At 63.6% G+C, this 21,819-nt stretch carries 18 protein-coding genes; 7 read left to right on the plus strand and 11 right to left on the minus strand.

The annotated features are described in order from the left end of the window. Positions 1–39 precede the first annotated feature (39 nt). The 3 genes from ACX80T_RS07220 to galU are packed head-to-tail and all read right to left on the minus strand — an operon-like array spanning position 40 to position 2,675. Complete coding sequence (locus ACX80T_RS07220; RefSeq protein WP_156808939.1) at positions 40–1,059, minus strand: hypothetical protein; 1,020 nt, start codon at positions 1,057–1,059, stop codon at positions 40–42. Positions 1,060–1,087: 28 nt separating this feature from the next. After that, complete coding sequence (locus ACX80T_RS07225) at positions 1,088–1,768, minus strand: GNAT family N-acetyltransferase (protein WP_019481589.1); 681 nt, start codon at positions 1,766–1,768, stop codon at positions 1,088–1,090. A gap of 10 nt (positions 1,769–1,778) precedes the next feature. Further along, the gene (gene galU / locus ACX80T_RS07230; protein ID WP_019481588.1) at positions 1,779–2,675 is read right to left on the minus strand and encodes a UTP--glucose-1-phosphate uridylyltransferase GalU; all 897 of its coding nucleotides are present in this window, start codon (positions 2,673–2,675) and stop codon (positions 1,779–1,781) included. An 88-nt stretch (positions 2,676–2,763) separates the two neighbouring features. Between galU and ACX80T_RS07235 the strand changes: the two genes are divergently transcribed. The 3 genes from ACX80T_RS07235 to ACX80T_RS07245 all read left to right on the plus strand — a co-directional run bounded on the left by ACX80T_RS07235 (position 2,764) and on the right by ACX80T_RS07245 (position 4,640). After that, entirely contained in the window at positions 2,764–3,399 is a 636-nt protein-coding gene (locus ACX80T_RS07235) for a 5-formyltetrahydrofolate cyclo-ligase (protein WP_083850807.1), read from the plus strand. A gap of 93 nt (positions 3,400–3,492) precedes the next feature. Continuing rightward, positions 3,493–3,846 carry an FmdB family zinc ribbon protein gene (locus ACX80T_RS07240; protein WP_019481586.1) on the plus strand — a complete coding sequence of 118 codons (354 nt, stop codon included), beginning with the start codon at positions 3,493–3,495 and terminating at the stop codon, positions 3,844–3,846. A 92-nt stretch (positions 3,847–3,938) separates the two neighbouring features. After that, positions 3,939–4,640: an RcpC/CpaB family pilus assembly protein gene (locus ACX80T_RS07245; RefSeq protein ID WP_019481585.1), complete on the plus strand. Its 702-nt coding sequence runs from the start codon at positions 3,939–3,941 to the stop codon at positions 4,638–4,640. Between the two features lie 124 nt (positions 4,641–4,764). Here ACX80T_RS07245 and ACX80T_RS07250 read toward each other — a convergent pair whose 3' ends face one another. The 4 genes from ACX80T_RS07250 to ACX80T_RS07265 all read right to left on the minus strand — a co-directional run bounded on the left by ACX80T_RS07250 (position 4,765) and on the right by ACX80T_RS07265 (position 11,809). After that, entirely contained in the window at positions 4,765–8,664 is a 3,900-nt protein-coding gene (locus ACX80T_RS07250; RefSeq protein ID WP_459304092.1) for a DUF4011 domain-containing protein, read from the minus strand. A 123-nt stretch (positions 8,665–8,787) separates the two neighbouring features. Further along, positions 8,788–10,338 (minus strand): glutamine-hydrolyzing GMP synthase, encoded by a 1,551-nt coding sequence (gene guaA / locus ACX80T_RS07255; RefSeq protein WP_026040912.1) that lies wholly within the window; start codon positions 10,336–10,338, stop codon positions 8,788–8,790. Between the two features lie 149 nt (positions 10,339–10,487). Continuing rightward, a complete protein-coding gene (locus ACX80T_RS07260) occupies positions 10,488–10,976 on the minus strand; it encodes a DUF3817 domain-containing protein (RefSeq protein WP_019481582.1) in 489 nt (162 codons plus the stop codon). Further along, positions 10,973–11,809, minus strand: coding sequence for an SURF1 family protein (locus ACX80T_RS07265; RefSeq protein ID WP_019481581.1), 837 nt, complete (start codon positions 11,807–11,809; stop codon positions 10,973–10,975). Before ACX80T_RS07265 ends, ACX80T_RS07260 begins: the two co-directional genes overlap by 4 nt. 130 nt (positions 11,810–11,939) lie before the next feature. Here ACX80T_RS07265 and ACX80T_RS07270 point away from each other — a divergent pair, with 130 nt between their 5' ends. Together ACX80T_RS07270 and ACX80T_RS07275 are read left to right on the plus strand one after the other, a co-directional pair. Continuing rightward, the gene (locus ACX80T_RS07270; RefSeq protein WP_019481580.1) at positions 11,940–13,661 is read left to right on the plus strand and encodes an ABC transporter ATP-binding protein; all 1,722 of its coding nucleotides are present in this window, start codon (positions 11,940–11,942) and stop codon (positions 13,659–13,661) included. Then, positions 13,654–15,420 (plus strand): ABC transporter ATP-binding protein, encoded by a 1,767-nt coding sequence (locus ACX80T_RS07275; RefSeq protein ID WP_019481579.1) that lies wholly within the window; start codon positions 13,654–13,656, stop codon positions 15,418–15,420. The genes ACX80T_RS07270 and ACX80T_RS07275 overlap by 8 nt, the downstream gene beginning before the upstream one ends. 34 nt (positions 15,421–15,454) lie before the next feature. On the opposite strand, the gene ACX80T_RS07280 is transcribed toward ACX80T_RS07275, so the two are convergent. Genes ACX80T_RS07280 through ACX80T_RS07290 form a run of 3 tightly spaced genes read right to left on the minus strand, consistent with a single transcriptional unit; the run spans position 15,455 to position 18,915 of the window. After that, entirely contained in the window at positions 15,455–15,946 is a 492-nt protein-coding gene (locus ACX80T_RS07280) for a PTS sugar transporter subunit IIA (RefSeq protein ID WP_019481578.1), read from the minus strand. Positions 15,947–16,001: 55 nt separating this feature from the next. Further along, positions 16,002–17,726, minus strand: coding sequence for a glycerol-3-phosphate dehydrogenase/oxidase (locus ACX80T_RS07285; protein ID WP_019481577.1), 1,725 nt, complete (start codon positions 17,724–17,726; stop codon positions 16,002–16,004). Positions 17,727–17,775: 49 nt separating this feature from the next. Next, a complete protein-coding gene (locus tag ACX80T_RS07290) occupies positions 17,776–18,915 on the minus strand; it encodes a GuaB3 family IMP dehydrogenase-related protein (protein ID WP_019481576.1) in 1,140 nt (379 codons plus the stop codon). A 240-nt stretch (positions 18,916–19,155) separates the two neighbouring features. Here ACX80T_RS07290 and ACX80T_RS07295 point away from each other — a divergent pair, with 240 nt between their 5' ends. Both ACX80T_RS07295 and ACX80T_RS07300 read left to right on the plus strand, forming a co-directional pair. Next, complete coding sequence (locus ACX80T_RS07295; RefSeq protein WP_459304093.1) at positions 19,156–19,599, plus strand: MarR family winged helix-turn-helix transcriptional regulator; 444 nt, start codon at positions 19,156–19,158, stop codon at positions 19,597–19,599. Between the two features lie 75 nt (positions 19,600–19,674). Beyond that, positions 19,675–19,950, plus strand: coding sequence for a hypothetical protein (locus ACX80T_RS07300; RefSeq protein ID WP_459304094.1), 276 nt, complete (start codon positions 19,675–19,677; stop codon positions 19,948–19,950). A 10-nt stretch (positions 19,951–19,960) separates the two neighbouring features. Here the strand turns inward: ACX80T_RS07300 and ACX80T_RS07305 are convergent, their stop codons facing one another. Further along, the gene (locus tag ACX80T_RS07305; protein WP_459304095.1) at positions 19,961–21,814 is read right to left on the minus strand and encodes an ABC transporter ATP-binding protein; all 1,854 of its coding nucleotides are present in this window, start codon (positions 21,812–21,814) and stop codon (positions 19,961–19,963) included. Between the last annotated feature and the right edge of the window lie 5 nt (positions 21,815–21,819).

Here is a 21,819-nt window from a genome sequence, read left to right on the forward strand (position 1 = left end):
AGTTGGGCCGCCTCGGCCCCCTGCCTTGGGTGGGAAGAATCAGGCCCGACGACGCTGTAGGACGTCATCCAGGTTCATCCTGCCAGTGGTGGGGTTGGCGGTTGAGTTGCTTCCCGATGACGTGTCAGGACTGGCTACTGCGGGCGCAGCTGCTCCTTGTTTCAGGGTCGTTTTGGCCTGTGCCTTGGGAGCAGCAGGGAGCTCCAGTGGGGCTGGAGCCTGCCGCTGTGCCTTTGCGGCTGCAACATACATGGGCTTGGGCACCTCAACGGGCTGCCAGGGTGTTCCTGCGGATTCGGTAGTCGCCTCAGCGTCGGGTGAGACGGAACTGTGGGGATCAGCGCTGGCTGCTTCCGTAACGGTGGCACTGGCGGCGACGGCGAGGGCTGCCTGGCGCAGTTCGGTGGCAGTCAGGTTTGCGGTGCCGGTTGTGCCCGTCGTCGCCCCCTGCTCGTTAGGAGAGCTCTCTGCTGCGGGGCCCGTTGTTTCGGCGTCGAAGAGGTTGGTCTCCCGCCGCGGGGCGGGAACAGCCGGGGCGGCGAACGCTTGTGCCCGGGGAGGCAGGTCAGTCGTCCGGTGGGACATGGCGTCTGCGAATGCCGCCTCGAGCTTACGACGCCGATCGCGGACAGCGAGGACCCGGAGTCCTGCTACCGCAAGCAGGAACAGCACGAAGGCTCCAGCAGGTACCAGTGCTGGCACCAGGGAGAGGGCGGCGAGAGGTATGCAGACGACGGCCGCTAGAAGCGCTACAGCAGCGATGGCGGCAATGGAGCTGCGCCCGCGCCGGATGGTGAGCCGACCCTGGGGCGAGTAGGCCTTGGGGGCTGCTCCGCCGCCCATGGTGCCAGCGGCGTCGGTGGTGTGGCCGGACATTTCCATAATGCTCCCCTGAGAGACTTTGCTCTCGGCTGTTGCTGATGAAACTAGGGCGGAGGTGGCCACCGGCTCAACCAACAGGGCCGGGCGGCGGATACGAAGAACGTAGGGGGCAACCCAGATCAGCCAGAGGCCGACAATAGCGGCGAGCACCACCGAGCTGTTCATAGAGAAGTCCACGTCTAAAACCGTAGGTTGTTTACCCTGATCAGGTGAGTATTGCCGGCGGTGTGTCGTCCCCGGGTTGGTGAATTGCCGTGTCCCGGTGGCTACGGGCCACCTGGTTTTTCCAGCGTGCCAGTAGCCCGTCGGGGACCTCGTCGTGGGTCAGCGCGAAGCTGCGATGGTCGGCCCATTGACCGGCAATGTGCAGGTAACTCTCGCGCAGCCCTTCGTCCCGAAATCCCAGTTTTTCGACGACCCGTAGACTCGCCGAATTTTCCGGCCGGATGTTGATTTCCATCCGGTGGAGTCCCAGGCTCCGGAAGCAGTAGTCGGTCACCAGGGCAACTGCGGTGGGGGCGATGCCCTGGCCGGCGCGCTGCCGGTCCACCCAGTAGCCGAGAGTGGCGCTCATCGCCGACCCCCAAACGATCGTCGAAACCGTGAGTTGGCCGACAATGGCGGTCTCCCGGAGGTGAGAGCTGCGTTCAGTGATCAGAAAAGGTAACGCGGAGCCGCTCCGTGCCTGTTTCTTCAACGACCGGACCATCTCGGTGTAACTCGGCAGGTAGCCGCCCGGGGCGGGATTTGATGCCTCCCAAGGCGCCAACCAGTCAGCGTTGCGTTGCCTGACCGCTGACCATTCCCGCTTGTCTCGAAAACGAACGGGCCTGAGGACCAGATCGTCGGTCTCAAGGGTCACCGGCCAGGTGAATTGCCCGCTCACTGGGTACAGGCTAGCCGTTGAGGTTGTTGGTGAAGCTCTTCAACCAGTCCTGGAGGTCTGGGCCGAGATCCTCACGCTCCGACGCGAGGGTGACCACGGCCTTGATGTAGCTGAGCTTGTCTCCCGTGTCATACCGGCGTCCACGGAACACCACTCCGTATACGCCTGATCCTTCGCCGTCGGCTGAGGCAAGAGTCTGCAGCGCATCGGTCAGCTGGATTTCACCGCCGCGGCCGGGGCCGGTGGTTTCCAGAACGTCGAAGACCCGCGGGTGCAGGACATAGCGACCGATGACTGCCAGGTTCGATGGAGCTTCGTCAATCGCTGGCTTCTCCACCAGTTCGCTGACCCGAACATACTCTTCGCCGTCGATGGCTGAAATGTCGGCGCAGCCGTAGGCGCTGATCTGCTCAGGGTCAACCTCGATCAGCGCGATCACTGACCCCCCGGTCTTTTCCTGTACCTCAATCATGGTCTTGAGGAGAACATCCCGCTCGTCGATCAGGTCATCGCCGAGCAGGACGGCGAATGGCTCGTTGCCGACGTGAAGCTTCGCACGGAGCACTGCGTGTCCGAGACCCTTCGGGTCGCCTTGGCGGAGGTAGTGGATATCCCCGAGCTCCGATGGACGACGGACCGCGGCGAGCTTTTCGTGATCGCCCTTCGCCTCGAGGGTCTGCTCAATAAATGGCACCCGGTCGAAGTGGTCCTCCAGCGAACGCTTGTTGCGTCCGGTGATCATCAGAATGTCGGTCATACCGGCATGGACTGCTTCTTCGACCACATACTGGATCGCCGGCTTGTCGACTACCGGAAGCATTTCTTTGGGCATCGCCTTCGTGGCGGGAAGAAACCGCGTGCCAAGTCCCGCAGCGGGGATGACAGCCTTGTTCACTCGTGAGCTCATGACACCACCCTACATAACGTCAGTCCGCTTATAGCGACATTTGGCAGCGGGAGGCTAACAGTGGTCGGTTTCGGTAGTGTGTGCCGGTATGGGACACACTACGACGGCGGCGGAAAAGCAAAATGCCAGGCAGCTCTTTCGTTCCAGGCGCCGAGAAATGTCCAACGAAGAGCGTCTCCGCTCGGCTGCTGGTCTGGCTCAGCAGGTCCTACAACGGCTGCAGGCATCGTCAGGCCCCCACGGCGGTTTGATCGCCGCCTACCTATCAATGGACCCTGAACCAGGGACCGCGCGGCTCCTTGACGCGTTAACCCGCGACGGATACGACGTCGTCGTGCCGATCTGCGAGCCTGACTATCAGCTGTCCTGGTGCCAGTGGAGCGCCGACGCCGAACTGCGCCGCAGCCCTCGCGCGCCCCTGATGGAACCTGTAGGTGAACGCTTCAGCTTTTCCGAGCTACTGGACCGTCATGGCTCGCCCTCCCTCGTTTTGGTGCCGGGACTGGCGGTCGACCACACCGGCACCCGCCTGGGACAGGGCGGCGGCTACTACGATCGGTTCCTTGCCCAGGCACGGACGGTGGTGCCGGACCTCCCGGCGGCAGCATATCTCTATGAACACGAACTGTTACCGAAGCGGTCGCTTGCCAAGACCGAACTCGACATGCCGCTCAGCGGCGCGTTCACCCCCTCCGCGTTCCACCGGCTGAGCCCTGCAGTGTAGCGGTGTAGACTTAGCACTCGGGACCTTAGAGTGCCAGTCGAACCGACTTGGGTGACCGATCCCCAAGAACACAGCTTGTCCAGGAGGATTTTCTTGCCTACTTACGCATACGCCTGCAGAGACTGCGAACACGCTTTCGACATTCACCAGGCCTTCTCCGATAACTCCCTGACCGTCTGCCCTGAATGCGACGGATCGCTTCGGAAAAAGTTCAACAGCGTGGGGGTTGTCTTCAAGGGGTCCGGTTTCTACCGCAATGATTCCCGCGACAGCAAGAAGTCAGTCGACGTCGGTGCGAGCAATTCCGTCGCGTCCACCGGCTCGGTTTCTGAATCGTCGTCCAGCAGCTCCGAGAATAAACCCAGCACCACAGGCCCGGGCAAGGACGCCTCCCCGGCCCCCACCAAGTCAGCACCGGCGACAAAGACCACCGCGGCCGCCAGCTAGGGACACCGCTGAACACCGTCTGCCACAGTGGCCTTATCCACATAGCAGGCGAAGCGCCCCTCGTGCTCCCAAGGCGGTTCTAACGTTTGTGGATGGCCCTTGGCAAACATCCACCACGGCACCCCCAACGAGCCGGGGAGTCCTCGCACCGCGTCGGGCGGTTCGTGTTCCGAAACCGCAGGCTCCTGGCAGCAATGCTGTTCTGCCTGGCCACGGCAGTGGCCGTGGAGGCGTTGATCCCTCCCGAGCAGACCCGCGTCGGCGTTGTTGCGGCGGCGGCAGATCTCCCGGTGGGTACCGTTCTCACTGCCGCCCACCTGACCATTGTTGAACTGCCGGCCGAGGCGGTCATGTCCGCGTCCTTCGCCGACCCGAGCGAAGTAGTGGGTGAACAGCTCGCCACTCCCCTGCCGCACGGCTTCGTTCTCACCCCCACCGCCTTTGTCGGATCAGGGCTGCTCACCGGCGCACCCGCAGGCACCGTCGCGGTACCCTTACGCCCGTCGGACCCGTCAACGGTCCAGCTGCTGTCCCCCGGCCACTATGTGGAAGTGGTGCTCAGCACGGGGAATGGCTTCGATGTACCTGGTGACACAACCGTGCTGGCTCGGGGTTTGCCGGTGCTGTGGACCTCGGCTGCCCCCAGCAGCGGCCCATCGGGCGTCTGGCCGGGCAACTCTGAGAGCGAAGGGCTCGTGGTGGTTGCCGCAGCACCGGCAGACGCCGCAGCCCTGGCGGGCGCCTCCAGCACCGGCAACGTTCATCTGGTGCTGACCGGCGCACCACCCGGCTAGGACATCGAGTTAGACCATCGAGTTAGGGCACGGGCGAGGACATTGCGCTAGCGCACGGCGTCCTTGGTTCGGCTGCCAGGGCCGCCAGGGCTGCCAGGGCTGCCAGGGCTGCCAGTCAGGACCATCAGTCCCAGTGCGGGGGACGCTGGTCCTTCAACCACGCTTCATGGGACTCGTCGCGCTCACCCCATGAATCGGCCTCATCCTCTGCAGCGCGCTTGGGCAGGACACTGTCGTGGCTTGCCTGGCCTGTTCCGCTCATGCTCGTCCCGCTCTGTGAGTTTGAATGTCGTCCACTGGTCACCTCGGGCAACCCCAGATAGCGTCCAATCAGATCAGCGCATCCGTTCGGGTCGGTGAACACCTCGATGGTCCAGAGGGGCATGTACCGCCACCCCATCCGCTCAAGGAGTTGGGGGCGAAGCCTGCTTCGCTCCCGAACCGTCATGGTGCGGTACCTTTCGGTCCCATCGGATTCGATAGCGATCGGTGGCGTTTGCATGCCGGAACCTGACTCGTCGGACGGCTTACCTACTGTTGCCGACCCTGCTGTGGCGACGATGTCGAGAACCCCGTCATAGTGGTCCAGCACGTGGGCACCACGGTCGCGAAGTCGATTGACCAGATCCGCGACCAGCGGATCTGGGTTCACCGGTGCTGCGGGCTCCCCTGACGGATCCGGGGTCTCTCCGGTCCCCTCCCCCAGCTCTCGCTCGAGCAGACCGAAGAAATCCAACGCTCCATTGTCGAGCCGGGTGGGGTCGAGGTCCGTTGGGAGGAAGCACGTAACAATGTGGAGTTGGTGACGCGCCCTGGTCATGGCTGTGACGAACCGACCGCGACCATCGGGGCCGGACAGCTGGCCGAAGTTATGCAGTGCCCTGCCGTGCGGGGTCCGCCCGAAGCCGAGGGAGAAGATCACACAATCCCGGGTGAGGCCCGCGGCCCGCTCGACCGGGACCACTCGGAACGATTCCTTGCCCGGGGCGAAGAAGTCAGCCGCCCAGGGCAGCTCTGCCATCCGCTGTCTAATCGCCTGGCCTACCCGCCCTGCGTGCCGGGCGCTAGCGGTTACCACTGCCAGCGAACTGCTGGGACGGCGTCGGATGTGTTCGAAGACCAGTTCCACGACACGGCTGACTTCGGCCGCAACGCTTTCCACACCGGCCTGATCGGCGCTCGGCATTCCGGTGCCGTCTGGTAGATAGTCGACGGTGAGGGCCCGGCCGGTACCCGAAACTTCCGAACCATGAGGTAGCCGGGAGAGCTGGCCGTCATAGAAGGTGTCGCTCAGATAGCCGGTCAAAGCCTTGTCAACGCCCCGATACACCACGCTCAGCGGACTGGTGGGGAAGATGCCAGAGAGGGCCGAGTAGGCGCTGTTGAGCTGGTCGGCTTCCTGAGGTGACTCGGCTCCTGCACCGACGCTGAAGCTTTGGGGTCCACCGAGGCGGTCATCGCCGAAAGCGATGACCTGGGTTGCCCTCGCCAGAGCCGGAACGGCCGACTGCAGGGAGATTGATTCGGCATCCAGAACAATGACCGCGTCAAAGGTCTTGTCGGCTGGTAGCACCATCGGAAGCATGAGGGGACTCGCCGCCCAAACCGGCATGAGGGCGGTCACCAGGTCGTCATCCTGGGCACTGAGCCCAGCGAGATCCAGGGTGCCTGTGCGGAGCAGTTCCCGGAGCTTCTCCGCTTCCGCGGGATGCGCCGCAAGCGCCGTCCGCCAGCGTTCAGCGAGGGCAAATCGGAGCCGTCCTGGACCGGAAGCGATGTGCGCGTTGTCGGCCAGACGGTAGTCCGCTTCGAGCCGGCGCAGGCTCTCGCCGTCGGACATTGCCAGATAGTCGTCACCGCTGATCATGGCGTCGAGGGCAGACTGCCACCACGCCAGTTCCAGTTCGGATCCCACCTGACGCGCGCCTACTTCGCGCCGCGCCAGATCGTCGAGCAATTCGCCCAACCCACGTTCACGCATTTCGTCGAGCAGCAGGGTGCGCTCCGGCAGGGTTGCGAGGGTTTGTCTGTCCCTGGCGAGCTCGGCGAGGCGTTGGCCCAGCTCTTCCAGCGGCATAGCGGCCAGGTCAACATGGCCGGGGGTCGTGGCAAGTACTTTGGTGAGCTCGTCCAGTTCCCGGCGGATCTTGTGGTGGAAGTTGTTGATCTCGGCGAGACCCGTTGGCACAGAGGGGTGCCGTTCAGTCGTCGCGTACCGGGTCCAGAGCGTCCGCTGCTGCTGCACTTCCACCAGGGAAGTGTGCAGGTCGGCGATGTGTACACCGGGGCGAACATATTCCTTTGCCACCCTGCGAAGCCGCGATCGGGTCATCGAGCTCATCTCGATGGCGCGCTCGCGACGCCAGGACGATGAGGCCGTGGCTGTGATGAGGTCGGTGACCGGCCGGTCGAAGATATCTGGCGTGAATTTGTCGAGGCTTGCCCGGACCGCTGCGAGGAGCTCCAATTGCTCTCCCCACTCGGTGAACGAACCGCCGAGACTGATCTGGGAATGATCGGCTACCCGCAGCACCTTTTCGCGAAGCAGCGGGATGTCGCGGGCCAGGTCGACGGCCAGCTCGTGTGCACGCTCAGTTTCCTTACGGTTCAGCAGCTTGGCGCCGTACCAGGGACTCTCTACGGCCGAGGCGCTGAAGCTGCCCAGTTCTGCTGCCCTGCGAAGCCGGCCAGCGAGCTCAACGCGGTCGGGGATGCTGTCCATCACGCTACGGAGCAGGCGAACCGTTGTTGCCGGCGAGGGATTCAATGAGGTCAATTCCGCCAGCGATTGCATTGCCTGGTAGGGCGAACAACCCCAGCGGCTTCGCACGTTGTGCAGAGACCTCACATGGTCCTGCAGCTGATGGCGGTGGTCGACCAGAGTCTGGTGGAGTCCGTCCAGCTCGGGCCGCGTCGCCTTCTCGTTCCGCACGATCGCCCGGATCAGCTGGTCTTTGAGTTGCTGTTCGTTGATGTTGGCATTGAGCTGGAGGACCAGCGAGCCAAGGTTCAGTGTGTCCAGTTCCTGGACCACTTCGTTGAGGGTACCGCGACGCTCAGCCACCACTAGGACGCTCTTGCCCTGCTCGGCAAGAGCCGCAACGGCGTTGAGAGCGGTCTGGGTCTGGCCCGATCCTGGGGGTGCCGACACCACCAATGACCGTCCCTGGACGATCTGGTCCAGGACCTGCTGCTGCGCAGAGTCGGCATCCCTGATCAGCAGTTCATCGGCTGGCAGACGTTCATCAATCGGTGTTGCCAGCTCAGGGGCATCCGGTGCCGCAGGTGCGGGCTGTCCCTCCTTTGCCGCATCCACCAGGGCTGCAAGCACGGGATGGTCGGAGCGGATGGCCGGATCGTCGGCGACGTCAGCGAGATCGGCAAAGGTGGACACGAGGAGATGGTGCTCGATGGCCATCCCACGCACACCCTCGGTCAGTGCACGGAGCTTGTCCAGGACCGGCAACGGATCGAAGCGCGCTGTGCCGTAGGCCAGTTTGGCGACGGACTCGGGGTCGAACGACACCCCCTGTGCTGACCGCAGGTGGCGCACCAGCGCGGGGTTAAGCCGCGCATGCTCGGTGAGCTGGAGTTCGTAGTCGTCCTGGGACGCATGAACCGTCAGTGAAACCGAGGTCAACAGAACCGGCGCGGTCAGCGACTCGGACCGGCCGTCGTCGTCGACGCTGCGCCAGGCGGCGGTTCCGGCAGCGAGATAACCGACGTCGATACCGCGCTCGGTGCCCACCTCGTAGATCTTCGCCCGAAGGACCCGTGCCGCCTTCATCGCTGCCGCGTACTGACCCGGGTCCCGGAGGAGAGTGGACAGCCGGGTGCGACGGCCAGCAAGGAGCTGGGCGAGACCCGAGGGGTGGGCGTGCGTGAGATCGATGCTGTTGGCCGACGCAGGTGAGAAGTGCAGCAGGGTGTCGGCACCCGCGTGGGCGCCGAGCTGCTTGAGCCACGGCAGGAGGAAGTTCCCAGCGGAGTCCCCGGGATCCTGCACTGACACGGTGGTCTCCATTTCTGCGGTTATTTTCGACGATCTCGACCAGATGGGCATGCCTTCCAAGCTATCCGACAAGGGTGGTCACGGCGGGGCCGCAACACCGGGGACGGTCAAATACCCTTCCCAACCGGGGTCGGACTACTCCCACTCGATGGTGCCTGGCGGCTTGCTGGTGATATCTAGCACCACCCGGTTCACTCCCTCTACCTCATTGGTGATGCGGTTGGAGATCCGGGCGAGCAGGTCAAACGGCAGGCGGGACCAATCGGCGGTCATTGCATCTTCACTAGACACGGGCCTGAGTACGATCGGATGCCCATAGGTTCGACCGTCACCCTGCACTCCGACGCTCCGAACGTCGGCGAGCAGCACGACGGGCATCTGCCAGACCTCGTTGTCCAGTCCGGCCGCTGTCAGTTCCGCACGGGCGATGGCATCTGCCCGGCGCAGCAGGTCAAGCCGTTCCTGGGTTACGTCGCCGACAATCCTGATTCCCAGACCTGGGCCGGGGAACGGCTGTCGACCCACAATTTCGGCGGGCAGCCCAAGCTGCGCGCCGACCGCCCGGACCTCGTCCTTGAACAGGGCACGAAGGGGTTCGACGAGTTCAAACTGCAGGTCCTCGGGAAGACCCCCCACATTGTGGTGGCTCTTGATGTTCGCAGCACCTTCGCCGCCACCGGACTCAACGACGTCGGGGTAAAGGGTGCCCTGCACCAGGAAGCGGATCTTTTCACCGTGTGCCTGAGCCTCGGCGATGATCGCCCGCTCGGCTTCCTCGAAAGCGCGAATGAACTCGCGGCCGATGATCTTGCGCTTGGTTTCAGGATCGCTGACCCCAGCCAGTGCGTCCAGGAACCGCTTTTGTTCATTGGCTACGTAGAGGTTGACGCCGGTCGCAGCAACGAAGTCACGCTCGACCTGCTCTGCTTCCCCCTCGCGGAGCAGACCGTGATCCACGAATACGCAGGTCAGCTGGTCGCCCACTGCCCGCTGCACCAGGGCTGCGGCGACGGCGGAGTCAACCCCTCCGGAGAGCCCGCAGATGACGCGCGCGTCCCCCACCTGCTCGCGGATGCGGTCTACCTGCTCTTCAAGAATGTTGCCGGTGGTCCAGTTGGCGTCAAGCCGTGCGCCCTTGAACAGGAAGTTTTCCAGCACCTGCTGCCCGTGGTCCGAATGTTTCACTTCAGGGTGCCACTGCACGCCGTAGAGGCGCCGTTTTTCGTCGGCGAAGGCAGCAACCGGGGCACCAGCGGTGCTGGCCAGAACCTCGAATCCATCGGGTGCGGCCTGAACGCTATCGCCGTGGCTCATCCAGGCGTTCTGGTGCTCGGGGACACCGTCGAGCAACGATCCCCCGACGCCGGACGCTGCGACGTTGGTGGAGCCGTACTCCCGAAGCCCGGTCTTCGCGACCGTACCGCCCAGGGCTGAGGCCATGGCCTGGAAGCCGTAGCAGATTCCCAGGACGGGCACGCCTGCCGAGAACAGCTCGGGGTCAACCCGAGGTGCACCCTCGGCATAGACGCTCGAGGGACCGCCCGACAGGATGATCGCCACCGGGTTTTTGGCCAGCAGATCGGCTGTTTTGAGGGTGTGCGGCACCACCTCGGAGTAAACGTCCGCGTCACGGACCCGGCGGGCAATGAGCTGGGCATACTGGGCGCCGTAGTCCACCACCAGCACCGGCCGGTGGCTGGTTTCGGAGGTCTCCTCGAGGGGGGTGGCGGTGGCTTCGGCTTGGCCTGAAACTCCGGGTCCGGGTGCGGGAATAGTCACGCATCAACAATAGTCGCCATGGGCACCCGACCGCACATTGCGACGGCCCGATATCGCTAGTACCGAGACGCTGCCTCGGGGTGGGCGGCGAGCTCCTGCTCTACCTGACGGTGGATCCGGCGTTCAACAATGAAGGACAGCAACGGCACAACCCCACCCAGGGCCATCACCAGGAACTGTTTGAACGGCCAGCGCATCATCTGCCACAACCGGAAATCAGCGATCAGGTACACCACGTACATCCAGCCATGCACGATCAGCACAGTGGTGGAAAAGTTGAACCCTTCGGCGGAATCCGAGAACTCCTTGTCAGTCAGGGACAGCAGCCCCTCGGGTCCGCCGATCATGATGTGGGATTGCATGCCGTAGGCGGCAATCATCTCCACGACCACCAGCAGCAGCATGATCCCGGTGGCGTAGGCCAGCACCTTGTAGAACTTCACGGCGGAGAGAATCTGGGCGTGGGTGCCGCCGAACCGTCGCTTGGTTTTCTTAGCGGTACCAGCTCTGCCGTCGATGGATTTGTTGACGTCTGGCGTGCTCACTGTCGTACCTCATTCGTAGTTGTTTCACGCTCGGACGGGGCGACTTCTTCCGCCTCGTCATCTTCTGCTTCTTCGAGGGTGCGCCGGTAATCATCAGCCACCAGGCGCCACCAGAGGAAGAAGGCGAACCCGGCAAAGACAAACCATTCCACGGCGTAGAAGATGTTCAGCCAGTTCAGCGGGGTCTCCTGCGGCTGGGGACCGACTGTGACGACCTCCAGTGGATCCTCGGGTGCCTGCTGCGCTCCAGCCAGCGTGGTGCTTGTTGAGACGACGAAGCCGGAGTAGATGGCCCGGTCCCACCGGTTGGTGAGGTCGGCAGTCGCGAGGGTGGGAATCTGGCCAGCGACTGGTCGCTCGGCGACCGGGCCCTCAGCTGGAAGCAGCCGCCCGATCACGGAGCCTGGACCTACCAGCTCAGGCACCTCAATCGCCGCTGTGGCGTCGGCGATCCAACCGTGCACCACCGGAATTACTGTCTGCTCGTCGAAACCGGTCGCCGCCACCGTGGTCCCCTGATCGACCGCAAAGGCCGAGATCAACCAGAACCCCGCCCGGTCTTCCTGAAGCCGATCCTGCACCAACACCGTGGTGTCAGCGAGAAACTCGCCATCCATGGTGATCATCTGGTCCGCGACCGGCGCGGTCATGGGGACACCCGGGCTAAAAACGTCGGTTAGCGGTTGTACCTGCTCGGTGGCGCTCTCTGGGGGCGGCGCTTCACCGGACGAGTTGGAGAACTGCCATTGGCTCAAAAGCACAAAGACTCCCGCAATCACCATGGCGAGGATCAGTGAAAGGATCCAACGGGGTTTCAGCGCGGTTTTGAGCACACCTTAACGGTACTTCGTCACCGTGTAGAAAACCGAATGCACCCGAGAATTCCCAGCCGGTCAGCAGTGGGCAATTTAGTGATTGGGAAGTGTCTACCACTTGGGTGCGAAGGCGCTAGGATGGTTGATCGTGCGCTCGTATCCCTACCCTGACCCCGGCCCTCCGGACCTCCGCTCCCCTTCCCGCTATCTGCTCTGGCTCGCATCGAAGCAAAAAGCAACGCTTCTGGCCGGAGTAGTGTTCGGCACTGCCTGGATGGTCGCCCAGGCTGTGATGCCCTATGTGCTGGGCCGGGCCATCGATGAAGGCGTGGTGGCCGGCGACTTCGACCGGCTCCTGCTGTGGGTGGGCGTCCTGATCCTCCTGACCGTCGTGCAGGCAGTCGCAGGCACTCTCGAGCACCGCACGGCAATCAGCGGCTGGCTGCAGGCGGCCTTCCATTCGATCCGTTTGATCGGCTACAAGATCACCCGTACCGGGGATGCTTTGCCGCGGCGGCTCTCCACCGGTGAGGTGGTTTCAACTGCGGCCTCGGACGCCACCCGGTTGGGCGAGATTTACGCGGTATCGGCCCGGCTGGCTGGCTCCATCATGGCCTGGCTGGTGGTCTGTGTGCTCATTTCACAAACCTCCCTCCTGCTCGGTCTGATCGTCCTGATCGGTGTTCCTGCGTGCTGCGGCCTCCTGCTCTTCGTGGTCCGCCCCCTCCAGGCCCGTCAGCGTGAACAACGCGAAGCGTCCGGCAAGATGACCGCCGTCGGCGCCGATACGGTGGCCGGGCTCCGGGTGCTCAGGGGAATCGGCGGTGAGCACATTTTCGTGAACCGCTACCGTCAGCACTCCGCGAAAACCCGGGACTCTGGCATCCGTGTTGCGTACTCCCTGGCCGATCTCGAAGCTTCCCAGGTATTCATTGCCGGGGCCTTCAGCGTGCTGTTCACCTGGGTCGGCGCCAATCTGGCCCTCGCGGGCGAGATCGAGCCGGGACAGCTGGTGGCGCTCTACGGCTATTCGATCTTCCTCATGACTCCGATTCGCGCGGCTGCCGACAGCGTGGCCCGCTTCATCCGGGCACATGTTGGTGCCCGCAAGATCATCGCCGTTCTCGTCGTCGAACCCGACGTAACTGACAGGGACACCACTTCCCCAGCACCACCCCCCGGCGCTACGCTGCTCGACGCCAGCACCGGCGTGCTAATCCACCCCGGTCGGATGACCGCGGTGGTGTCGGTGGACACCGCCGCGTCAGCCGATCTGGCAACCCGGTTGGGCCGGTTTGAGGACGAGGTGCTCCACCTCGCCGAAGTCCGCTGGGGTGCCGAACCGTTACGCAACATCGCACTGCAGGACATCCGCCAGCGGATCGTGGTGAGCGAGGCGAACCCCCAGCTTTTCACCGGCTCCCTGCGCTCCGAATTGGATCCACAGGCGAGGCATGATGACACGCGCATCCTTGCCGCCCTGGACGCCTCCAGTGCACTGGACATCCTCGACGGAATCGACGACGGCCTGGACCACGAGGTGACCGAGCGCGGCAGGGGCTTTTCGGGTGGGCAGCGTCAGCGCCTGGTCCTCGCTCGCGCCCTGCTGACTGAGGCCGAGACGCTGGTGCTGATCGAACCGACCAGCGCCGTCGATGCCCATACCGAATCCAGGATCGCTGCCCGGCTGAAGGGCCTGCGGGGCGGCGCCGACCAGACCACGGTTGTGGTGACGGCCAGCCCGCTGATGCTCGGCGTCATGGACCACGTCATTTACCTTGAGGATGGCCGTGTGGCCGCTGAAGGAACGCACCTGGAACTGCTGACCAGCCAGCCCGCCTACCGAAACGTGGTAATCCGAAGTGAGTGAAACAACTGCCGCTCCCGACCCGACCGGGAAGCTTCCGGTTGCGGACCCGATCCAGGTTCGAGCCGAAGCCGCGCGGCTAATCAGGCACCACCGCGGCGGACTTTCCCGCGTCATTGCGCTTTATGTTGGGTCTGCCATCGCCGGACTGGTGGGACCAGTACTACTCGGTCGAGTGGTCGACGCCGTGGTCGAGGGAACCACTTCGGACTATATTGCGGTCATTTCGCTGGTCATGCTGGGGTTCCTGATTGTTCAGGCCCTCCTGCGACGACTGGCCGTCCGGGCCGGAATGGTGTTCGGGGAAACGGTTTTCGCCGAACTGCGCGAGGACTTCATGAAACAGGTCACCTCGCTGCCGTTGTCCACCGTGGAAAAGGCCGGAACCGGTGACCTCGTATCCCGCACCACCAACGACGTCGACGCCGTCTCCCACACTGTGCGGTTCGGTGTGCCCCAGGTGGTGGTGTCGATAGTGACCATCCTGCTGACCATCGGCGCAGCGGTGATCACCTCGCCGATCCTCGCACTGGCTCTATTGGTCGGCCTCCCCGTGCTGTATCCGGTGACCCGGTGGTACCTCAAGCGAAGCTCGGCTGGTTACCAGAAGGAACGGGAAACCTACGCCGTCGTGAACGGCTCGATCACCGAAACCATCGAGGGCGCCCGCACGGTGGACGCTCTTGGGCTGGGTGCGCTGCGCCGGGACCGCATCGATGGAGCGTTGACGGACAGCTACCGGGCCGAGCGGTACACCCTCTGGCTGCGCACTGTGCTTTTCCCGGCAGCCGACTTTGCCTTCTGGCTGCCGGTGGCGGGTGTACTGCTCTGGGGCGGCTGGCTCGCCTCCATCGACGTCGTTACCCCCGGCGTCGTCGCAACGGTTGCCTTGTTTGCCGTGCGGCTCATTGATCCGGTGGATCTCCTGATCATGTGGACCGACGAAATTCAGGTGGGTGCCGCATCGCTGGCGCGCATCGTAGGGATCAAGGAGGTTCGGCCGGATCGGCACGCCACCGATAATGAGCCGTTGAACGACGACATCCTCGTATCCAAGGCACGGTACGCCTACCGCCCCGGCCACGACGTCCTGCATGGTGTGGATCTGCAGTTGCGTCGGGGGGAACGGCTGGCAATGGTCGGGCCCTCAGGCGCTGGTAAGTCCACCCTGGGACGGTTGATTGCCGGGATTCACCCGCCCACCGCCGGTTCGGTCACCGTCGGAGACGTGCCCCTGGTTGATCGTCCCCTCGACGCGCTGCGCCGTGAGGTGGCACTGGTCACTCAGGAACACCATGTGTTTGTCGGATCCCTGGCGGACAACATCCGCCTCGGTAAGGACGATGCGACGCAGGCGCAACTCGAACAGGCCCTGGACGACGTCGGGGCGCTGGGTTGGGCACGCGCCCTACCGCTCGGACTCGAAACCGAAGTGGGTTCCGGCGCGCACGAGCTAACCCCAGCCCAGGCCCAGGAACTTGCACTCGCGCGGCTGGTCCTCGCCGACCCGCACACACTGGTCCTGGATGAGGCAACCTCATTGATCGATCCGCAGGCCGCCCGCGATCTGGAACGCTCGCTGAACGCGGTGCTGGAGGGGCGGACCGTGGTGGCCATTGCCCACCGCCTGCATACGGCTCACGACGCCGATCGGGTGGCCGTCGTGGAGAACGGCAACATCACCGAGCTCGGCTCGCACGATGAGCTGCTCGCCCTTGATGGTTCCTATGCGGCGTTGTGGAAGTCATGGCGGTCCGAATGACGACCGCCATGACAACGGGCTTCTCGCAGACGGCTCAGTGGTCGAAGAACACCAGCGAGGAATTGATCAACTCGGCGATTACCTCGGTGTCGTGGGCACGCCTGAGTGATTCCCTGAAGTTCTCCTTGAACAGGGACCGCGCCAGCGTGGCCAGCACCTCGAGGTGTTCCGAGAAGGACTGCGACGGCGTGGCGATCAGCAGGACCAGCGTCGCCGGCCCGTCCACTGCCCCGAAGTCGAGGCTGTGGCCGTATTTGGTGACGCCCACCGCGATACTGGTCTGGGTGACGTAGTCGCTGCGCGCGTGCGGCAGCCCTACCCCACCCGGCAGCCCGGTAGCCATCTGGTGTTCCCTCGAATTGACCTGCGCAAGGAATCCCTCGAGCTGCGAGATACGCCCCGCCTCGAACAGTTTGGTGGCAAGCTGTTCCGTCGCCGCTTCCTTGTCGGCGGCAACCATCTCCAGGATCACCAGATCAGGGGTGGTCAAAACGGCATCGGTGAATTCCAGGGATCGCTCGGTCATGGTAGACCTCTCGCGGGTTGCGTTGGGCAGGCGGCACGGCGTCCAGACCGCGGTCCTAGCTTAGCGGGACAATATCTTCGACTCCCATCCGGGCATTGTCTGCCAGGACGTCGTCGGGCTGCTCCTGACTCAGCCGCTCGGCTTCTACCCGGGCGAGGTAGTGTTTGACCTCGCGGTCGACCTGGGCGTCGCTCCAGTCGAGGAACGGCGCCATCAGCGACGCGACATCAGGAGCCGCCGACACGCCACGGTCCCAGGATTCAATGGAGATCCTGGTGCGGCGGGTGAGGACGTCGTCGACATGGCGCGCGTTCTCATGGGTTACCGCGTAGACCACTTCAGCTCCAAGATAGTCATCTGCCCCTGGCAACGGCTCGCCGAGGCTCCTGTCCTCGCGGATCAGCGCGAGAATGTCCTCCGCATGGCTCCCATAGCGCTGCAGGAGGTGTTCCACCCGTGCCACGTGGACACCCGACTGGTCAGCCATCCTGGCACGCTTGTTCCAGGCCGCCTTGTACCCTTCAGCGCCCAGCAGCGGGACGGTTTCGGTGCAGCTGGCGGGGACCCGCTCGTCCAGTGCCCGGGTCGCCTCATCCACCGCGTCCTTGGCCATCACCCGGTAGGTGGTCCACTTGCCCCCAGCGACGACCACGAGGCCCGGAACCGGGTGCGCGACCACGTGCTCCCGTGAAAGTTTCGCCGTGGAGTCACTTTCGCCAGCCAGGAGCGGCCGCAGCCCGGCGTACACACCCTCGACGTCTTCCCGGGTGAGCGGGCGGCGCAACACCTTATTGACATGCTCCAGGATATAGTCGATGTCCTTGGAGGACGCGGCCGGGTGCGCCTTATCCAGGTCCCAGTCGGTGTCGGTGGTTCCGATAATCCAGTGACGACCCCAGGGGATAACGAACAGGACGGACTTCTCGGTGCGCAGGATCAGTCCCACTGTGGACTGGAAGCGGTCCCGCGGAACGACGAGGTGGATGCCCTTTGAGGCCCTGACCTTCATCTGGCCGCGGTCGGTGACCATAGCCTGGGTTTCGTCGGTCCAGACGCCCGTGGCATTGATGACCTGCTTCGCGCGGATGTCGAACTGTTCGCCGGTTTCCTGGTCCTTGACGCGGGCTCCGACCACACGTTCACCCTCGCGGAGGAAATCTACTACCGTCACCCGGTTGGCGACTTTGGCCCCGTAGTGATCTGCGGTCCGCACCATGTTGACCACATACCGCGCGTCGTCCACCTGGGCGTCGTAATAGCGGATGGAGCCCACCATTGCGTCTTCTTTAAGGCTGGGGGCGGCCCGGAGGGTCCCGCGACGGGAAAGGTGCTTGTGCATGGGGACGCCCCGCGAGTTGCCTGAGGTCATGCCCATGGTGTCGTACAGCAAGATTCCGGCACCCACATAGGGGCGCTCGAAGAACCGCTTGGTGAGCGGGTAGAGGAACGGTACCGGTCGGACCAGGTGCGGTGCGATTCGCTGGATCAGCAGGCCGCGTTCTTTGAGGGCCTCCTGTACCAGCGCGAAGTCGAGCATTTCGAGGTACCGCAGACCACCGTGGATCAGCTTCGATGACCGTGAGGAAGTGCCTGATGCCCAGTCGCGGGCTTCAACCATCCCCACGTCCAGTCCGCGGGTCACGGCGTCGAGCGCCGATCCAGCGCCGACGACGCCGCCGCCTACGATCAGGATGTCCAACTCCCTACCGGACTCCGAGGTGGCTTTCAACGCTGCTAGCGCGTCTTCACGGTTCTTCGGGCTCAGTGCTCCTGATGACATGGCGGCGATCCTTCGTCGGGTTCGATACTACGTCCCCCAACCTTAGCAATCAGCCGTTGGAAATGTAGGGGGAAAGAACTACTTCCACCCGCTGGAACTCCTTGAGGTCCGAGTAGCCGGTGGTGGCCATCGCCCGGCGCAGGGCGCCAATCACATTGGAGGTTCCATCCGTGTGATGCGACGGCCCCCACAGCACCTCCTTGAGCGGACCCACCGTGCCAATCTTGACCCTGTCGCCGCGGGGTAGTTCGTCGTGGTGAGCCTCCTGGCCCCAGTGCCAGCCCTGTCCCGGCGCTTCCTCGGCGCGGGCCAGTGCCGAACCGAGCATGACCGCGTCGGCACCCATCGCGATGGCTTTGACGATGTCACCGCTGGCACCCATCCCGCCATCCGCGATCACGTGCACGTAGCGACCGCCTGATTCATCCATGTAATCCCGCCGTGCGGCTGCTACGTCCGAAATGGCCGAAGCCAGCGGTGAGTGGATGCCCAGGGCGCGTCGCGTCGTCGTCGTCGCACCCCCGCCAAACCCGACCAGCACGCCGGCAGCACCGGTGCGCATCAGGTGCAGCGCCGGGGTGTAACCGGCGGCTCCTCCGACGATGACCGGGACGTCGAGCTCATAAATGAACTGTTTGAGGTTCAGGGGTCGGTCGTCCTTGGAGACGTGCTCGGCGGAGACCGTGGTGCCACGGATCACGAAGATATCGACCCCGGCGGCGAGGACGGTCTTGTAGAACTGCTGGGTGCGTTGGGGTGTCAGAGAGCCGGCCACCGTGACCCCGGCCTCGCGCATTTCGGCGAGCCTGCTGGTGATCAGGCCCTCCTGGATTGGCGCGTTGTAAATTTCCTGCATCCGGCGGGTGGCCGCCGGACTGAAATTCTCGGTGCTCAGGTTCGCGATCTCGTCCAGCATGGGCTGGGGATCCTCATAGCGGGTCCACAAACCCTCAAGGTTGAGCACGCCAAGACCGCCCAGCCGCCCCATGGCAATGGCGGTCTCCGGCGACATCACGGAATCCATCGGTGCGGCGATGACTGGCATTTCGAACTGGTAGGCGTCGATCTGCCATTGCACGGACACGTCATGGGGGTCACGGGTGCGGCGGGACGGAACCACCGCTACGTCATCGAGGGAGTACGCCCTGCGTCCGCGCTTGCCTCGGCCAATTTCAATCTCGTTAGTCACCTGACAAGGTTATCCCAGGGCGACACGCAAGGACTCCGCGGCGGGTTTCCCGGCATTCAGCCGGCCTTTCGCCCTGAATTAGGGGGCTCCACCCACCAGATCCCACCAGAAGGTGATAAGCCTACTTTCTTTTCGCCCCACAAGAGGGCTAGGGTGGATGGCATCCCCGACATCGCATCCCGGACATGGGAGCCTACCTGGTACCGGTCCTCCGATCTCACTAGTGAAGGAATTGTCGACATGCAGGAGCTGGAGCAATGGCCCACCGGGAGGCTATTAACCACCGCGGCGCGACTGGTCGACCATGCCTGGAACGCGGGGCTGGTTGACCTCGGACTCACCCATGCCGGGTACACCGCGCTGCGGGTGTTGCAGGATTACGGCCCGATCAATCAGACCAAGCTGGCTCAGCTGATTCGTGTACAGAATCAGACCATGGGTAAAACCATCGAGAAGCTTCAGGTGAATGGCTACGTCAATCGCGTCCGGGGCGAAGTGGACCAGCGAATCCAGATGGTTTCAGTTTCCGACGCCGGTAGGAGCGCGTTGGTCAGTGCACTCAAGATCGAACAGAACCTCATCGCCGGTGGCGGGCTGCTCTCCGACACCCTAAGGGCGGAGCTGCGCAACCTGATCGAAGAATTGGGTGCAGGTCGCAACGGGGGCGCTCAGGCCGCAGGCTAATATTTCCCAGCCCTTTCGACGTAGACTGCCGTGTGCAGGGATTATCCGAGCACACTCTTCGAAAGGCAGAGGCTTATGGGCGACAAAAGTAGGCTTTCACCGGAGCAGCCCTTCCCGGCGGACCTGGCTCCACTGGAGGATAGCCAGGTTGAAATTCTGAACAGCAAAATCCACCGTCAGCTGGACGCCGAATACACCACGGATCACGAGCCCGATCCGGAAACCGAGTCCCGCTACGAGGAGCTCAGGGCCGAACTTGACTATCGAGCCGCGGACCATCAGCTGCCCGTGGACGGACGAGATGCGTTTGCCACCTCGGCTCAGGAGCCGAAGGACAAGACCTCGGCTTAGGGCTTGCCGATCAGGTTTCAGCAACGGTGTTCGGATCAAGCCCAAGCTGGCTCTCAAACATCCTGAAATACCGGCCACGGAGATTCACGAGTTCATCGTGGGTTCCCGACTCCGCGATCTGCCCATCCTCCAGCATGTAAATGATGTCGGCTTTCTCGATGGTCGCCAGCCGGTGGCTGATGGCAATGATCGTGTGTTCCCGGTCGGCAAAGAGCCGGCCGAAGATGCGGTGTTCGGCAAGCGCGTCGATCGCCGAGGTGGGCTCGTCCATCACGATGAACGGGGCACCGCGGTAGAAGTTGCGGGCCATCGCCAGTCGCTGCCATTGCCCGCCGGACAGCCCACTCCCCTTCCGTCCACGGGGGTCTTCCATCCAGTTGCTGACATGGCTTTCGAACCCGTTCGGGAGGCGACTGATAAAGTCGCTGGCCTCGGCGTCGCGGGCGGCCCGCTCGATCCGTGTATCGTCCCGTGGCAATGACACATCCCCGAAGTAAATGTTGTTGGCCGCCGTTGCGAATTCGTACTTGAGGAAATCCTGCGACATCACCGCGAGATGCCGATGCCATGAGCTGATGTCCAGACCCCTCAGGTCCTGCCCATCCAGCAGCACCTTGCCCGACTCCGGCTGGTACAGCCCGGCCAGAACGCGGATCAGGGTCGACTTTCCCGCACCGTTTTCCCCGACAATGGCTATGTGCTGTCCCTTCCGGATGCTCAGGGAAATGCCCTTCAGCACCCGAGCTGACCCACCAGTGTAGGTGTAGGAAATATTCTCCAACGTCACCTCAGCCGGGGCTTTGGCCAGCACCTCTCCACCGCCGACGGCCGTGGGGTATTTCATGAATTCCTCGTAGTCCTTGAGGTTCGCGAGGTCCTCATCGATTGAACTGAGTGAGGTGACCAGCGAATTGGCGGTCGTAAGGGCGCGGCTGACAATCTGCTGGATGTAGAGGAACTGTCCCACCGGCTGTGCCCGGGCAATGATTTGACCTACCACCCAGATCAGGGCCACCACTTCGGCGCCGTATTGAAGTGCATCGGCAGCCAGTTGTTTGGGAATGTACCGCTTCTGGAACTCCAGTCGGCGGAGTTCGTCGGCATCGCGGAGGCGGGACCGCAGGTCCATCAGGTAGCCCACGATGCCGTAGAGCCTCATCTCGGCAATATGTTGCGGTCGAATCAGGTTCGTTTCTATTAGCCGACGCTGCCGGCGTGAATCCACCTGGGTATTCCAGTGGGCCATTTGTTCGCGGGATAGCTTGAACTGTAGGTAGACGCTCGGGATGATCGCGATCAGTACGATCAGTGCGACCCACCAGCTGACCAGCAGGAGCGCGCCGATGGCCAGGACCACCGAGGCTAGCTGGGTGAAGATCGCAGCGATCCGGTCGAGAACGCGCGCATAGGAATCCGAGAACCGTTTGGCCCGGTCGTACAGGTCAACGGTGTCCTTGTCGTCGTACCGCCAGAACTCGAGCGCGAGAAACCGTTCGTACATCAGGTCCCCCACCACCGCTCCCACCCTGAAGCTCATGACCTGCTGGATATACCGGTCCACGCTGGTGAAGGCGCCCCAAAACAATCCCAGGCCGGCGGTGATCAGCACATAGAGCACCGCCTGCTGGCCGGCGTCGGGATTCCCGGCGTAGGCCTCGGCAAGCGCGGTCGTGGTCAGCGCGGCGAAATAGGTGGTCACCAGCGGGAGGACAGCAGCGATCAGCGACCCCACGACCTTCATGACGACGGCGCCCGGTGACGCTCTGAAGCTCACTCTCAGGACCTGCCCGACGGCGCGCGCGTAGGGTCTCAGGGAAAGCCTCGGTCGAGGGACCCGGGGTGGGCGGAGCTCATCATCTGTCATGGATC

It is taken from the genome of Arthrobacter sp. Sr33, from assembly GCF_054511195.1.

Bases quoted from the DNA above. Each gene is read 5' to 3' on its own strand.
- galU (WP_019481588.1), bottom strand. From the start codon at position 2,675: ATGAGCTCACGAGTGAACAAGGCTGTCATCCCCGCTGCGGGACTTGGC.
- ACX80T_RS07235 (WP_083850807.1), top strand. From the start codon at position 2,764: ATGGGACACACTACGACGGCGGCGGAAAAGCAAAATGCCAGGCAGCTC.
- ACX80T_RS07245 (WP_019481585.1), top strand. From the start codon at position 3,939: ATGGCCCTTGGCAAACATCCACCACGGCACCCCCAACGAGCCGGGGAG.
- ACX80T_RS07250 (WP_459304092.1), bottom strand. From the start codon at position 8,664: ATGGAGACCACCGTGTCAGTGCAGGATCCCGGGGACTCCGCTGGGAAC.
- ACX80T_RS07280 (WP_019481578.1), bottom strand. From the start codon at position 15,946: ATGACCGAGCGATCCCTGGAATTCACCGATGCCGTTTTGACCACCCCT.
- ACX80T_RS07285 (WP_019481577.1), bottom strand. From the start codon at position 17,726: ATGTCATCAGGAGCACTGAGCCCGAAGAACCGTGAAGACGCGCTAGCA.
- ACX80T_RS07295 (WP_459304093.1), top strand. From the start codon at position 19,156: ATGCAGGAGCTGGAGCAATGGCCCACCGGGAGGCTATTAACCACCGCG.
- ACX80T_RS07300 (WP_459304094.1), top strand. From the start codon at position 19,675: ATGGGCGACAAAAGTAGGCTTTCACCGGAGCAGCCCTTCCCGGCGGAC.
- ACX80T_RS07305 (WP_459304095.1), bottom strand. From the start codon at position 21,814: ATGACAGATGATGAGCTCCGCCCACCCCGGGTCCCTCGACCGAGGCTT.